Here is a 15,868-nt window from a genome sequence, read left to right as displayed (position 1 = left end):
TTAAAATGATCTTTTATTCAATTTTAACAATTCTATTTTTTTATCTGTTATCATTAAATCAAAAACATGTATATCTTTTCGTTGATTTTCTCTACCCCAATTGTAATACGTTGTTACTTTAAAAACAGTTGGTTTGTAGTGTTTGTTTCCTAAATACGTTAAGTTTACCAACCAATTTCCATTTTGTAAATCATCAATAAAAATTTCTTTAGAGGTATATCCTTTTTCTTTTTGATCAATAATTAAATCATTATTAACGTGTGTTGAATTCTCAATACTAAAAGGGAATTTATTTGGATTTACAAATTCGAGAATAAACTCAGCTTCAGAAGTATTCCATTCAAAAACAACTCTTATGTCACTTTCTGTATTTTTAGTAGGACTGTCAACTTTAATTCCTTGAGTAGAATTTTCATTTCCACTATTATTTTCAGTGGCAATTATTTCTGATATTAAGATTTCTCCAATATCATCGTCTTCAATATTAAAATCGTTATGTAAATAATACTGATAGGCTTTCCAAGCTTGAGGGTACTCTTTTAAATCTAATAAAACATTGGCAACATCTCTGTAAGATTGACTATAATCTGGCCTTAGTTTCAGGATTTTTTTATAAACTTCAAGCGCTTTTTCATTTTCATTTAATTCTTGATATTTATAAGCAATTGCTTTTAAATCTTCTGGATTGTTAGAAAATTCCTCAAAATCAGCCAGCACTTTTAACAACGTATTTTTGTTATATTTTTCATTTTTAAAATGCTCAAAAATGCTTAAATGATAGTTCGCAAAATTGTGTTCTTCTTTATATGTTTCTTGGTAAATACTTAATGCTTCTTTGTCATCAAATCTCCCTTTATATTTATTTAAAAACTCAGGTTCTCCCACTTTTAACCTCTTGTAAGCAATGGCATCATTTTGATAAAAATCGTCTTCAATAAAATAATAACTATCAAAATCGATACCTGAAACAGTTCTATAATTTATAGTGGTATTCACTTGAATAATTAATTTAGCTTCTGTATTAATCACCAAAATATTTTCTACTTCATTTATAAAAACAGGAATTGGTAAATCGTATAAAACTTCATCGAAAACCCAAACAGGTGGCCCATTCAATTCTTTTCCTCTTTGATATATAATTTCTTCTCCAAAATCATTTATTTTCACTAATAAACTTGGAACTTTTTCTGCAATAGCTCTTGTTAATGATGTTTCATCAGGATTTAATTCTTTACCATTGATAACTACTTTTAAAGGACCTTCAAAATAATCTCCAATTGTTGTTCCACCTAATTTTAAATCATCATAAGAACGTGAAAAAGAGATGCCTTTTTGTTCTCTCATTTCAATATTTAGGGTACTTGTAACGTCTTCTATCAGAATTTCTACATCTTCTAATCCAACAAAATTAAAGTTTAAAAAATCGCCTACTTTTGCTTTTACAGCATAAAAACCAATAGAATCTGTGACTGCAAATTTGGTGGAATTTTCTACAAAAATATTTACATTCGGTAGTTTTTTGTTCTTGAAAGAAACAAAACCTGAAATGGTTTTAAGATTGGAATCTAAGTTTGATTGTGCTAAAAATATAGAGGGAATAAAAAGAAAAAGGAATAATATTTTATGTTTCATAAGTTGGATAGTAAGTTTAATATCGCTCAAAATCTGTGCCATTTAGTTTATTAAAAATAATACTTATAATTATAAATTCATAAAATATTTTTGAATAGAAAAAAATAAAGTTTGTAATTTGAATTGATTTTTTAATTAAATTTTTAAAATTAATCAGCAAAAATTATAGTCTTTAAATTCAAAATTTAAATTTGAGCATAAAGAAGTCAACATTCATTAGAATTATAAACCATTTAGTAAGTTTTCTTTTAAAAGTGTCTTTATCTTTGCCCAAAATTAAAATATGTCTAAAAAGTTTTCTGACTTAGGAATTAATCAAAAAATACAACAAAGTTTAGTTGATTTAAATATTACTGAACCTACAGATATTCAAAAAAAAGTAATTCCTGTTATTCTTGATAAAACAGCAGATGTTGTTGCCTTAGCAAAAACAGGAACTGGTAAAACCGCTGCTTTTGGTTTGCCTTTATTGCAATTGATTGATACAAAAAACACCAACATACAAGCAGTAATTTTAGCGCCAACAAGAGAATTGGGGCAACAAATTCATACAAATTTAGCATCTTTTGCAAAACATTCTCCAGAAATTTCAATCGCAGTTGTTTGTGGTGGTATTCCTATAAAACCTCAAATTGAGCGTTTAAAAGAAACCACACATATTGTAGTAGCAACTCCAGGAAGATTGGCGGATTTAGTTAGCAGAGAAGCTATCAATATAAAAAATATTTCCTATTTTATTTTAGATGAAGCTGATGAAATGGTGAGTGCTTTAAAAGAAGGATTGGATGCTATCATTACAGAAATTCCGAAAAAAAGGAGAACTTTATTATTCACAGCAACCATGTCTGGAGCTATCAGGCAATTGGTGAATAATTATATGGCTAAAGAAGTTGTTCAGATTGAAGCTGATATGAAAACTATTGGTCATCAAGGAATTGAACATCAATATGTAATAGTAGAACCGATTGAAAAATTAGAGGTGTTATTACATTTTTTAAATACCAAAGAAGGAAAAAGAGGCATTATATTCTGTAAAACAAAAGCGGCAGTTAATAAATTAGCAAAGAATTTAGCGATTAATAAATTTTCATCTGGCGCAATTCATGGAAGTTTAACCCAAGGAATTCGTGACAGAATTATGGGGCAATTCAGAGAAGGACATATTGATATTTTAGTGGCAACAGATTTAGCTGCAAGAGGAATTGATGTAAAAGAAATTGAATATGTTGTAAATTATCATTTGCCAGATACGTATGATGCGTATGTACATAGAAGTGGACGAACAGCTAGAGCAGGAGCAAAGGGTTTTTCTTTAACCATTATTCAACAAGAAGAAGCTGTTGATATTGCTGATTTTGAAAAAGAATTGGGCATCACTTTTAATGCGTACAAAAAAGCAGATGCAGAAAGTATTGAAGAAAACAATGGTTTATTGTGGGCAAAAAAGATTTTTAAAACAAAACCAAATAAAACAGTTTCTGAAGATTTTAAACGAAAAGTACGAACTGTTTTTCATCATTTAACAAAAGAAGAATTGATAGAAAAAGTATTAGCAGATTATGTAGCCAATGCAAATTCAAAAATAGCTAAAGTAGCAGTTGTTAAAAAGAAGAAGAGAAAATAATTAAAAACTTCTCGATACAAAATTCTTGAAAAAAGGATTTCACTCGAAGTGACATAAAGTAATAGTTTAAAAGAAATATTCACATTGTCAGTTCGAGTGATTATGCTTTTTTGCATAATTGTATCGAGAACTTGTATAGAATCATCAGTAAAATTCGTTTTACCATTATTATGAGTGATAAAAAAAACAATCCAGCAATTACCAATTGTATTGAAACAATACAAAGTTTGTTGGATGATACCAATCAGCTTTTTGAATTGCCAGAAGCACAAAGAGTTGCTTTATTAAAAGTGGCAGGCGAATTGTCTAGACCAAATCGTGATGAATTTCAACGAAGAAGAAAAGATGCTAAAAAGGCAGCAAAACGTAAGCAAATTGAAAGCGATAAACATGCCCGAAAATCTACAGGAATTCGTTCTGCAAGAGAAGCAGCCTTATTTGTGGCACCTAAATTACTAGCGCCAACTGCAATTCCTGAAGATACTCCAGAATTAGAATCGCCAAGAAACTGCTACGTTTGTAAAACTGTGTACGCAAAATTGCATCATTTTTATGATACCATGTGTACAGAATGTGGAGATTTAAACTACGCAAAACGTTTTCAAACAACGGACTTAAAAGGGCAAGTTGCTGTGATAACTGGTTCTCGTTTAAAAATTGGCTATCATATTACCTTAATGGCTTTACGTTCAGGAGCCACAGTTATTGCAACCACACGTTTTCCAGCAGATTCTGCCATTCGTTTTGCTAAAGAAGAAGATTACAAAGATTGGAGTCATCGTTTGCATATTCATGGCTTGGATTTAAGACATATACCAAGTGTTGAAATTTTCTGTAATTATATTGAGCAAAAATATGATAGGTTAGATATTCTCATCAACAATGCTGCACAAACTGTAAGAAGACCTTCAGGTTTTTATCATCATTTAATGGATAATGAAAAGAAACCAATTACTGAATTGCCAAAACTAGCACAAAGATTATTAGAAAATCATGAAGAGTGTTTGCAGGAGATTTCAGATTTGAGTGTTTCATCAAACAAAACAAAGAAAAATAATGTACTACCTGTTACTTGGCATGGACCAGAACCAGGAATTGGCTTGAGAAATTCGGCTGAACTATCTCAAATTCCTTATAGTTTTGATAATTCTTTGCAAACTGCAGAAGTTTTTCCTGAAGGAAAATTAGATGCAGATTTACAGCAGGTAGATTTACGTAAAACAAACAGCTGGCGTTTAAAATTAGGTGAAATTGAAACTACAGAAATGGTGGAAGTTCAGCTAGTAAATGCAGTTGCTCCTTTTGTGTTGTGCAATCGATTATCAAACATAATGATGAAAGAAAACACTGGTAAAAAACACATTATTAACGTTTCTGCCATGGAAGGAAAGTTTCATCGCTTTAAAAAAGAAGATAGGCATCCACATACAAATATGGCAAAAGCAGCGTTGAATATGTTAACACACACATCATCTGCAACCTTTGCTAAAAAAGGAATTTATATGAATGCTGTGGATACTGGTTGGGTTACAGATGAAGATCCTGCTGAACTATCAAAAAAGAAAGTAGAAGTACACGATTTTCAACCTCCTTTAGATATTGTTGATGGCGCTGCAAGAGTTATGGATCCTTTAATTGATGGTATTAATACAGGGAAACATTGGTCAGGAAAATTCTTGAAAGATTATTTTCCAATAGATTGGTAAACGTATATATTAGTCTAAAATTGATTTAAATAGGATAAATGCATACGTATTGTAATTAAAATTGAATTATTTTTTATATTTTAGTAATTAAGCATAAAATAAAAATATGAGCACAATAGATTATATACTTATTGCATTAAAAATTATTGTTTCTGTAAGCATTTTAAATGTTTGGTTAATTCAACCTAAAAAAACCACCAGATGGAGAGGTGGAAATACACGAACAATTATTGAGGAATTCAACTATTATGGTTTATCGAAAGTATTCTGTTATTTTATAGGATTTCTTAAAGTAAGTTTAGCGATATTATTGTTAGCTTCTATTACAATTGAATATTTAACTTTAACAGCAAGTTTAGGTCTGGCAGCACTTTTATTGGGTTCAATTATAATGCACATTAAAGTTAAAGATCCTTTGTTTAAATCGTTTCCTGCTTTTCTGTTTATGATGATGAACCTAATTATAGCTTACTTTTCTTATTATTAGAAAAATTTGTAAAAGGTTTTAATAGCGATAAATAAATTAATCGCAGCAAATGTAAATGATGGTGAAGATTTAAAAAAATTGTCTTTAATTTTTATCCTTACTACAAATCCTGCAGTCATTAAAATAAACAATCCTAATGATGCTAATAATAGTAAAATAGGATAAAAATAAAGACCAATTATAGAACCAATAGCTCCTATAATCTGCAAAACTCCTGTTAATTTTCTAAATGTTGGCAAACCATATCTTTCAAATTCTAGAATAATAAATTTAGAATAGAAACAGTTTACTCCAAAAATTACAAAGGCCAAACTAGAAAACCAGGTTAATACAGTAAGTAAATCCAAAAAATGCTTTTTTTTAAATGATTATTTAATACCATAACAAGTTACAAAATATATAATTACTTAAAAGAATCTCTCCATAAAACTTATCCTAAATATTCTCTAGTATGATAATTTTGTCGTTTAAATTAGACTAATTTTACCGATTATTAATTCGTATAATACTTATGAAAATTTTTCAGTGTGGTAATTGTAAAACCTCCATTTATTTTGAAAATGTTGAGTGTGATAATTGTGGACATTTAACAGGGTATAGAGCTGAAGATCGTAAAATGCTTACGTTCAATTTTGAAAATGACACCCTTATTTCTGATAGAGAAGGTATAGCATATAAGTTTTGTAAAAATAAAGAATACAATGTTTGTAACTGGGTTTTAGAAAAAGATTCTCCTGAAGAGTTTTGTTCTGCTTGCCAATTAAATAGAACGATTCCTAAACTTGCTGATGCTGATAATTTTGAAAATTGGACGCACATGGAAATCGCAAAACATCGTTTAATTTATCAATTGCAAAAAATAGGTTTGCCTTTACCAAATAAAATGGATCATGATGATATTGGTTTGTGTTTCGATTTTGTATCCAACAAAAGTAACCCAAAATTAATGACAGGTCATGCCAATGGTGTAATTACGATTTTAATTCGTGAAGGAAATTCGGTTTTAAGAGAAAAAGCTCGAAAACAATTAAAAGAACCCTACAGAACGTTGGTTGGACATTTAAGGCACGAAGTTGGGCATTATTTTTGGGATCGATTGATAAGAGATAATCCTGATACTTTAGCAGAATACAGAACTATTTTTGGCAACGAATCGCAAGATTATGCGAAAGCTTTACAAACCTATTACAAAACTGACACCCCAAAAGATTGGCAAAAAGAGTTTATAAGTGAGTATGCAACTTCTCATCCTTGGGAAGATTGGGCAGAAACTTGGGCACATTATTTGCATATTATGGATATGGTTGAAACTGGTTATTTCTTTAAATTAAGTGTAAATTCTATTGAAGATAATGATGATTTTAAAACAAGTATTTCTTTTGATCCTTATACCATCGAAAATTTCGACAAAATTATAGAAACCTGTGTTCCATTATCGTTCGCGGTAAATAGTATGAACAGAGCCATGGGAATTCCTGATATTTATCCTTTTGTAATTTCGCCAGCAATTATCGAAAAATTACGCTTTATACATAAACTGTTATTGACAAAAAGAAGCTAATTTTTTTTGTCTCAAAAAACAAAAAACCACTATATTCTTAGAGATTATAGTGGTTTTTATTAGTCGTTGATAAAATAAATTGAACTTGAATTTAAGTAATTTGCATATATTTTATACAATTTCAGTATTTATTACATATTAATTTTTGCCACGAATGCACGAATTTTAAAATCCTTTGAATTTTCACACTAATAAAATAAAAATTTTTTAAAAAAAAATTATAATTCGTGAATTCGTGGCTTTTATTTCATAATAATTTTAATTTCAAATAATTAAAGCTAAATTGTATTATCTTTTTACAGGAATTGCTTTCAATTTAATAATTTTAAAGAAGTCTAAAACTCTTATAATCAAATACGTAACATCAATTTCGTGCCATTTTACACCAAAATTTGCACTTGTTGCGTGTTTATGATGATTGTTATGATAGCCTTCGCCCATCATTAAAAAATCGAAATGAAAAAGGTTTTTACTCGTGTTTTTCATTTTGAAGTTTACATACCCATAAATATGTCCAAACCAATTGATAATAACGCCATGAATTGGTGCCATTAAAAGTGCAACTGGTAATAAAATCCATTGCCATAAAGCTGTGGTAAAATATGCGAAAAATAGCACATAAAAAGCAATCCAAAGCAATCTTGAAAAACGAGAACTAGCAAAAGCATCAAAAGATTTCCATTGAGGAACATTTTTGGTGAATTTTTGATCTACCTCAATTTTTTGATCGTTTATATCTTGATAAATGGTTTTTGTTTTCCACATCATTGCAAATAAATTATCATCAAAAGAAGGTGAATGAGGATCTTTTTCTGTGTCTGTATACGCATGATGCATTCTGTGCATAATACCATAACCATAAGCACTTAAATAGCTAGAGCCTTGAAAAATCCACGTTAAAATAAAAGTGATGCGTTCTGTAAATTTAGACATTGTAAACACTTGATGTGCAGCATATCTATGTAAAAAGAAGGATTGGAAAAATAAGCCTCCATACCAAAGAATCAATACAAAAATAATTATTGTCATTTATTTTTTGTGCAAAGATAAATTGATAAATAGGAGTAAACAATGAACCTAAATCAATTAAACACGTTTGCGGATTCTACTTAGAGCTTGTGCAGTTACACCAATATAAGAACTGATATATTTTAAAGGAATTACTTTTATAAGTTCGGGTCTTTCTTTAAATAAGTTCATGTAGCGTTCTTCTGCTGATAGATTTAACAAATTTTGCTCTCTTTTAGATTTGATTAAAAAAAGGCGTTCTGCTGTTAATCTTCCAATTAAATTCCCGATTTGAGTTTTTTGATACACCTCTTGCAAATCTGCATATGTAATACTTAAAAGAGAGGTTTCTGTTAAGGTTTGTAATTGATACAAAGAAGGTTTTTGTCTTAAAAAAGAATCATAAGCACTTATAAATTGGTTTTGAAAACTAAACCCAAATGTAATTTCTTTTTCAGGATTTTCTTTCGGAATAAACAAACGCACAACACCAGATTCTATAAACGAAATACGGTTTTCTATTTCATTTATTTTTAAGAAAATTGTTTTTTTAGGAATTATATCTCTTTGTAATTTAGAGGTAAAAAAGTTCCAATCTTCCTGAGAAATTGTGGCAATTTTATCTAAATACGCTTTTATTTGTTCCAAGTTTAAAAATCTTTTTTTGTACTGCTAAGATAAGGTTTTGTTTAATTTTTGTTGATGATAATCAACAGGAATATTAAAAAATTAGCAAAAGAAAAGCCCATAAATTCTTATAGGCTTTGTCTTTAAATTAAATTAATTATGTGCTTATTGTAAAGATTCAAATAACATTTCTGCTACTAATTTTGAAGAAGCTGGATTCTGACCTGTAATTAAATTTCCATCTTTTACAGCATGTTCTGCCCAATCTTCTTTTTTAGAATACTGCCCTCCATTTTCTTGTAGCATATCTTCTACCAAAAACGGAACAACATCAACCAAACCAACAGCTTTTTCTTCGCTATTTGTAAAACCAGTAACGTTTTTACCCTTTACAATCGATTCTCCATTTGTGCCTTTAACTGACTTTAAAGCTGCAGGAGCATGACAAACAAAAGAAACTGGTTTCCCTAATTTATTAAAAGTTTCTATTAGAGTAATAGAATGCGCATCGTTTGCCAAATCCCATAAAGGTCCATGACCTCCTGGATAAAAAACTGCATCAAAATCTGTAGGATTCATTTCTGCAAGTTTATGCGTATTGTTAATTAAATCTTGCGCATGTGCATCATTATCAAAGCGTTTTGTGTCTTCTGTGCTTGCATCTTCTGTATCACTACTTGGATCAATTGGTGCTTTTCCACCTTTTGGAGTTGCCAATGTAATTTTTGCGCCTTTATCTAACAACGTATAATAAGGTGCTGCAAATTCTTCTACCCAAAAACCAGTTTTCTTTCCAGTTTCTCCTAATTGATCATGTGATGTTAATACGAATAATATGTTCATGTTATTTATTTTAAGATTTCTATTTATACTGTTAAATTAATTTTAAAATTAGTTTACTTACTTTTTCTAATAATTCTATTTTTCTTTTTTAAGCTAGGATTTTTGTTGAATACTTATACTATTCCAAGCACAGATATAGGCATCATTTATATGCGAGTTATCTAATTGAAAAACGCCCTTTTTTTGATTGATCATTAAAAATGATAAAGGATTGATAGCATACGCGTATAATAAATAATCTGAAATTGGTTTTATAATTCCTTCTTTTTTACCTCTTTCCCAAAGAGTTAACAAAGGTTGTAAATGCTTAATTCCTTCTTCTCTGCTAGCTTCATCAATAATGGGAGAATTGTCACATTGTGCTAAAAACAACGCGTTTTTAACTTCCTTTAATTTAAAATTGGCAATTCTTTTCCAAATATTTTCAAAACCTTCTTCAACCGACATTTCTGTGGAATAAGTTTCAAAAGCATATTTTGTATAAGCTTCTTTTACTTGAATGTAGGTTTTGTTCACCAAATCTTGTTTGTTCTCAAAATATAAGTAAATAGTGGCAGGTGAAACATTCGCCATTTTTGCAATTTTACTCATTGGGGTTGCATGAAATCCACTATTATTTACAAGCTTAATGGTAGCTTCTATAAGTGCGTTTCTTTTTGCGATACTCTTTTGTAGTTGTGCCATTTTTTTTAAATCTGATGTAAAGATAATTAAAATGAACGTTCATTCTTTTTATTTAACAGAACTTTATTAATTTGATTTTTATTACTTAAATTATCTTAAATCGTATAAAGTAATAGATGAGAAGAAATTATATAAGGAATTTGATGATTGCTAGTCTTTTAAATATAAAGTGTATTCTTAAAGCTAAGAAGAATTTCAAAAAGGCTAAAAATTGAAACTTAAGTGTAAAAATTAATTTTATTTAAGAATACAAAATCAGAAAAACTCCTATTAAAATTCCCAACAAAGGAATCAATTTTTTACGTTTATTGTGTTCCTTAAATAGCAAACCACCAATAACAACCGCAATTAAAATCTGACTTCTTTTAATGGCTGATAAAAGCATAATCAACGCATCAGGATCTTGTAAGGCTTTAAAATAGAAATAATCTGCTGTTTGTAGCAAAACTCCAACTGCAATAATTGTCCAACGAAATTTAAAAGCTGCCCGTTTTTCTTTCTTTGGAAACCATGTAATCGATAAAATAATGAGCAAAATAAGAATTGTATAGAAGCAAAACCAAAATTGTAAAGTTTGTGGATTCAACGTTAAATTCTGAATCAAAAACTTATCATACAAACCACTAGAAGCTCCTAAAAATGTAGCACCAATAATGGCAAAAATCCATTTATTCTTTTTAAAATTAATACCTTCTTTTTTACCAATTTTAGAGTATAATAAAACAGAAAATATAATTAAGAAAAAACCAATCCATTGTAAAAACTTCGGATTTTCATCATATATTAATATTGCACCAATAAAAGTAAAAAAAGGACCTGCAGAACGAATTGGAGTTACAATTGTTATTGGTAAGTGTTTTAAAGCAGCATACGCCAAAACCCAAGAACCTGTCATAATCATAGATTTTACAAAGATAAAACCATGCGTTTTTATAGCAATAGGAGTAATATAAAAACCAATTTCTTGAAAATACTCAGGATTGTAAATTGAGCCAATAAAAAAGGGAATAAATACAACAAAACCTGCTAATAACGTTCCTAAAAGTACTGGTAAAACTTCATTACCTTGAACTGCGTGCTTTTTACATAAACTATGTAAGCCTAAAAAAAGCGCCGATAATAATCCTAAATACATCCACATAATGCGCGCGAAGATACTTTTTTACGATTGGGTAAGCTTGATAAAACTTTAGTTTATTGCTAAAACTTTTTCTTTATTTTTTTTGGTTTTTATCCGAAGAAAATTTAAAAAAAACATTAGGCTTTTAATACAGGCTATTCTTCTTTCAAATTGATTTGATCTGTAATTTCTCCTTCCTTATTTCTGTGCACAAAGCTAGAATTACTTGGCAATTCAAAAATTTCTAAATTAAAATAAGGAACTGCTGCAATAACATGATCAAAAATATCAGCCATAATATACTCGTAGTTTTGCCAACGTTTATCACTACTAAAAGCATAAATTTCTAAGGGAATTCCTTGGGTTTCTGGAGCTAATTGACGCACCATAATCATCATTTCTTTATTGGTTCCAGAATGATGTTCGATATACGTTTCTATATATTTTCTAAAAACACCAATATTGGTCATATTTCTTCCATTTAAAAGAAGCTCTTTGTTGATGTTGTTTTTTTGGTTAAAAGCGTCAATATCTTTTTGACGAGTTTCTAAATAGGTTGCAATAGATTGAATTTTTTTGAACGAATCTAACTCTTCACTCGTAATATAATGAATACTATCTAACTTAATATTTAATGATCTTTTAATTCTTCGTCCACCAGAATCTGTCATTCCACGCCAATTTTTAAACGAGTCAGCAATTAAAGCATAGGTTGGAATTGTGGTAATTGTCATATCGAAATTTTGCACTTTTACTGTCGATAAATTAATCTCAATCACATCTCCATCTGCACCATATTTTTCGAAGGTAATCCAATCTCCAATTCGAACCATATCATTTATAGAAACTTGAATGCTGGCTACAAACCCTAAAATGGTGTCTTTAAAAATTAAAATAATTACTGCAGAAGCTGCACCAATGGTCGTAATAAATTTAATAAATTCGATTCCTGTAATAATAGCAAAGGCAGATAAAATACCAATAGCCCAAGCAAAAATCATAAAAACCTGAATATAACTATCTATAGGTTTATCTTTTAAATTGGGTAACGTTTTTAAATAATCTTTTATAGTATTTAAAAGACTTCTAACAATCCACAGCACAAGAATAATGGTGAACACTTGAAAGCCTTTCTGAACAAAGTTTTCAAAATAAGGGAAATCTTTAAAAATAAAGGGAATAAATTTTAACGTAAATATTAAGGGAATAATATGCGCAATATTCTTGGGTGCTTTATTTTTTAAAAGTAAATCATCAAAATTGGTTTTTGTCTTTGAAGAAAGACCCGTAAAAAAAGACAATAAAATTCTTCTAATAATAAAGTGAACTAAAAAAGCAGCAAATATGGTAGCTGATAATAAAATTACCATATTTAAATACTTAGCAGATGCTTCACTGAGACCTGTTTCTAGTAAATAATTGTATAATAAATTCTCAAATTCCATAGGTTTGTTTTTTCTAAGCTTTAAAAAGTATGCCTTTTTTCTTCCGTAGAAGATGCGTTTAAAAGTTGATTGAACGTTTTGATGACATCAAAATTTTTGGTGATTTCTTCGGAAACTGCAACTCCAGAAATTCCGGCTTCTAAAATAGCTGGAACATCATTTGTGGTTATTTCTCCAAAACCTAAAATTGGGGTTGCTGTGTTTAAGGCTTCTGTAATTAAGCTATAACCATTTAAACCTAAAACTTTTGGTGAATTATCTGTTGCTTCCGAATTTTTAAATGGAGACAACAAAATATAATCCACTTGTTTTTTTAGTAAAGTCTCACAATCTTTTAAAGTGTTTGCTGTACCCCCTATAATTTGCCAAGTGTACACATATTTTCTAGCGTCAATAGGGCAGGAGTGGTTTGCTTCTAAATGAACACCATCTGCCTTTATTTCTTTAGCAATTTTATAATACTTGTTAATAATGAGCCTAGTTTGATAATGATTTGTAATTTTTTTTACATCATTGGCTAATTTTAGAAATTTCTTTTCAGAAACATTTTCTAATTTTAACTGCACAACTTCAATACCAGAAGTACACGCTTTTTGTATATTTTCTAAAACTTCTTTTGGAGAATTTCCTTCAGAGATGTAATGTAATTTTGGAATCAAATGGATTGATTTTTAATAATTTATAAATAGTTAAATTGACACTGTTTTTGCAAAAGGCATAAAATAGTCTTCAAAACGTTGCAATGATGGGTGCATTTTTTCTGCATACATTACAAATTGACATTTATGAATGCTCTGTGTAATTAACATCAAGTCTGATGTTGATGTATTTTTGGTTAAAAAATCGGCATCATCAATAGAAAATATTTTTAATTGTGTGGTATTTAAACCTTCCAATAACAGCAACTTATTCATTATTTTAGGAGTTGCAATTAAAATATCTACACCTTCAAATATTTCTGATTTTAGCAAATCGATATGTTGTTTTTCGTCAGCAACGTACAAGCGTAAAGAAGTTCTTTTAGTATAAAGCTCAAAAGTATCAAACAATTGTAATGCTTTGTCATTATTTTCTACTAAAACTACAGCTCTTGGTGCAACTCCAACTTCTTCACATTTTAATTTTTGTAAGGTTGTAAGGATTAAAGTTGTTGTTTTTCCGCTATTTTCTGGTGCAATACAAAAAACATTGGCACCACTTTTTATCACAGGAATACTTTTACTTTGAAATAGCTTAGGAGTACTAATTTCTAGAGATGCTAACTTTTCTTTTATGGCTGGATGTAATTTTTTAAAAGACATGGAAATTATAGAAATACGGATTAAAATTAAGGATATTAAATAATGGGTACAAAGATACAATTAAAATAAATTCATCATTCTTTTTAAACTTTCCTAGTTATAAAAAAGGTGTTTTTTGCATTGTAAAAGCATATTTCAAAAAAGATAAAAAAAAGAACACTTAAAAATAAATGAAGTAAATATATACTTGAGGCTAATTATATTTTAGTGTTTAAGATAATATCCTTATATTTAAATGTTTATGAATAAATATAAAACTATTTTATTTTTTCTTCTATGTGTTGCTTTGAATTTAAGTTCATGTAAGGACACAAGCAAATCAAAAATTGATGATAATTTAGCAGCTTATAATGCTATCGTTGAAAACTCTTCTGACCGAGATTTAAAAGACATCAAAGAAGACGGAATTCTGAAAGCTTTAGTGGTATATAGCAGTACAAGCTACTTTTTGTACAAAGGACAACCTATGGGTTTCGAATATGAGATGTTACAAAGACTTGCAAATCATTTAGATTTAAAGTTAGAAATTATTGTTTCTGATAATCTAGACGCTCAATTTGAAGTGTTAAATAAAGGCGATGTGGATTTAATTGCACATGGTATGACAATTACCAATCAACGAAAATGGGAAGTTGCTTTTACCGATTATTTGTACTTAACAAAGCAAGTTTTAGTACAAAAAAAACCTGATAATTTTAGAACCCTTTCCTGGAGCACACTGCAAAAATCGGTTATCGACGACCCAATGGATCTGCTTGGAGATACGGTTTCTATTCGTAAAAACTCTTCTTATTTTGAGCGAATTGTAAGTCTATCAAATGAGTTAGGAGGAGAAATTTATATAGATACCTTGGATAGTAAACTATCTACAGGAGAAATTATTGATATGGTTGTGAGTGGTGATATCAAATATACTATTGCAGATGAAAATTTAGCGAAAATAAATGCATCAAGTAATCCAATTTTAAAGATAGATGTTCCCATTTCTTTTGACCAACGAATTGCTTGGGTTACCCGCAAAAAATCTAAAAACTTTAGAGAAATAATCAACAAATGGATTACTTCAGAAAGAAAAATTACAGACTATTTTGTTATTTATAACAAGTATTTTGAAAATCAAAGATTCTTTAAACGAAGAGTAAAAAGTGATTATTATAGTTTAAAAAATAATCAAATTAGTGAATACGACGCTTTAATCAAAGAATATACAAAAAAACTAGGCTGGGATTGGCGATTGTTGGCATCTCAAATTTATCAAGAATCTAAATTTGATCCGAATGCAAAGTCTTGGGCTGGTGCAAAAGGCTTAATGCAAATAATGCCACCTACTGCCCAAGATTTAGGAATTACGGATAGTACAGATCCTGTGCAAAGTATTAGAGGGGGAACAACATATTTAAATCAAATTTATGATCGCTTTACAGATATCCCTGACGAAATTGATAGAATCAAATTTACACTAGCTTCTTTTAATTGTGGTTATGGACATGTAAGAGATGCACAACGTTTTGCAGATTATAACCAGTTAAATCCATTAGTTTGGGAGGATAATGTAGATAAAATGTTGCTTGCTTTACGTTTTCCTAAAAACTATAATAAAGATTTTATTAAATATGGATATGTTAGAGGTACTGAACCTTTTATTTATGTAGAACAAATCTTTGAAAGATTTCGACACTACAAACAGTTTATTTCTAATGAGAATAAAGAGGAAGAAGAAAATGGAAAGTAACTGTTTTATTTTAAAATAGCCCCTAAAGCTATCCATAAATATATCTAGTCACAATTCCAAGTTTTTTTTGCTGATTACATTGTAAAATAAAGAGTATA

15 protein-coding genes are annotated in these 15,868 nt (G+C 29.2%); 5 read left to right on the top strand and 10 right to left on the bottom strand.

The features are described from left to right. Positions 1-1,632 (bottom strand): hypothetical protein, encoded by a 1,632-nt coding sequence (locus P161_RS0115505; protein ID WP_026777811.1) that lies wholly within the window; start codon positions 1,630-1,632, stop codon positions 1-3. Positions 1,633-1,915: 283 nt separating this feature from the next. Here P161_RS0115505 and P161_RS0115500 point away from each other — a divergent pair, with 283 nt between their 5' ends. The 3 genes from P161_RS0115500 to P161_RS0115490 all read left to right on the top strand — a co-directional run bounded on the left by P161_RS0115500 (position 1,916) and on the right by P161_RS0115490 (position 5,449). Next, a complete protein-coding gene (locus P161_RS0115500; RefSeq protein WP_026777810.1) occupies positions 1,916-3,256 on the top strand; it encodes a DEAD/DEAH box helicase in 1,341 nt (446 codons plus the stop codon). A gap of 170 nt (positions 3,257-3,426) precedes the next feature. Next, positions 3,427-4,962, top strand: a complete 1,536-nt coding sequence (locus P161_RS0115495) for an SDR family NAD(P)-dependent oxidoreductase (RefSeq protein WP_026777809.1) — start codon at positions 3,427-3,429, stop codon at positions 4,960-4,962. Positions 4,963-5,068: 106 nt separating this feature from the next. After that, positions 5,069-5,449 (top strand): DoxX family protein, encoded by a 381-nt coding sequence (locus P161_RS0115490; protein ID WP_026777808.1) that lies wholly within the window; start codon positions 5,069-5,071, stop codon positions 5,447-5,449. On the opposite strand, the gene P161_RS0115485 is transcribed toward P161_RS0115490, so the two are convergent. Continuing rightward, positions 5,446-5,796: a DoxX family protein gene (locus tag P161_RS0115485; RefSeq protein ID WP_026777807.1), complete on the bottom strand. Its 351-nt coding sequence runs from the start codon at positions 5,794-5,796 to the stop codon at positions 5,446-5,448. The genes P161_RS0115490 and P161_RS0115485 overlap by 4 nt on opposite strands. A 164-nt stretch (positions 5,797-5,960) precedes the next feature. Between P161_RS0115485 and P161_RS0115480 the strand changes: the two genes are divergently transcribed. After that, on the top strand, positions 5,961-7,010 hold the full coding sequence (locus P161_RS0115480) for a putative zinc-binding metallopeptidase (protein WP_026777806.1): 1,050 nt from the start codon (positions 5,961-5,963) through the stop codon (positions 7,008-7,010). A 288-nt stretch (positions 7,011-7,298) separates the two neighbouring features. On the opposite strand, the gene P161_RS0115475 is transcribed toward P161_RS0115480, so the two are convergent. The 8 genes from P161_RS0115475 to P161_RS0115440 form a co-directional block, all read right to left on the bottom strand. Beyond that, on the bottom strand, positions 7,299-8,039 hold the full coding sequence (locus P161_RS0115475; protein ID WP_026777805.1) for an acyl-CoA desaturase: 741 nt from the start codon (positions 8,037-8,039) through the stop codon (positions 7,299-7,301). Between the two features lie 57 nt (positions 8,040-8,096). Next, entirely contained in the window at positions 8,097-8,666 is a 570-nt protein-coding gene (locus tag P161_RS0115470) for a Crp/Fnr family transcriptional regulator (RefSeq protein ID WP_026777804.1), read from the bottom strand. A gap of 144 nt (positions 8,667-8,810) precedes the next feature. Beyond that, positions 8,811-9,488, bottom strand: coding sequence for a type 1 glutamine amidotransferase domain-containing protein (locus P161_RS0115465; protein WP_026777803.1), 678 nt, complete (start codon positions 9,486-9,488; stop codon positions 8,811-8,813). Positions 9,489-9,581: 93 nt separating this feature from the next. After that, positions 9,582-10,172, bottom strand: coding sequence for a TetR/AcrR family transcriptional regulator (locus P161_RS0115460; protein WP_026777802.1), 591 nt, complete (start codon positions 10,170-10,172; stop codon positions 9,582-9,584). Positions 10,173-10,413: 241 nt separating this feature from the next. After that, the gene (locus P161_RS0115455) at positions 10,414-11,313 is read right to left on the bottom strand and encodes an EamA family transporter (RefSeq protein WP_026777801.1); all 900 of its coding nucleotides are present in this window, start codon (positions 11,311-11,313) and stop codon (positions 10,414-10,416) included. Positions 11,314-11,447: 134 nt separating this feature from the next. After that, a complete protein-coding gene (locus P161_RS18785) occupies positions 11,448-12,737 on the bottom strand; it encodes a mechanosensitive ion channel family protein (protein ID WP_036841585.1) in 1,290 nt (429 codons plus the stop codon). A 20-nt stretch (positions 12,738-12,757) separates the two neighbouring features. Next, a complete protein-coding gene (locus P161_RS0115445; protein WP_026777800.1) occupies positions 12,758-13,396 on the bottom strand; it encodes a thiamine phosphate synthase in 639 nt (212 codons plus the stop codon). A gap of 30 nt (positions 13,397-13,426) precedes the next feature. Continuing rightward, complete coding sequence (locus P161_RS0115440) at positions 13,427-14,038, bottom strand: DEAD/DEAH box helicase (protein ID WP_026777799.1); 612 nt, start codon at positions 14,036-14,038, stop codon at positions 13,427-13,429. 241 nt (positions 14,039-14,279) lie between these two features. Between P161_RS0115440 and P161_RS18780 the strand changes: the two genes are divergently transcribed. Beyond that, positions 14,280-15,770 carry a transporter substrate-binding domain-containing protein gene (locus P161_RS18780; protein ID WP_036841581.1) on the top strand — a complete coding sequence of 497 codons (1,491 nt, stop codon included), beginning with the start codon at positions 14,280-14,282 and terminating at the stop codon, positions 15,768-15,770. Positions 15,771-15,868 lie beyond the last annotated feature (98 nt).

Source organism: Polaribacter sp. Hel_I_88, assembly GCF_000687935.1.
GTDB lineage: Bacteria > Bacteroidota > Bacteroidia > Flavobacteriales > Flavobacteriaceae > Polaribacter.
This window is presented reverse-complemented; position numbering and strand designations above follow the sequence as displayed.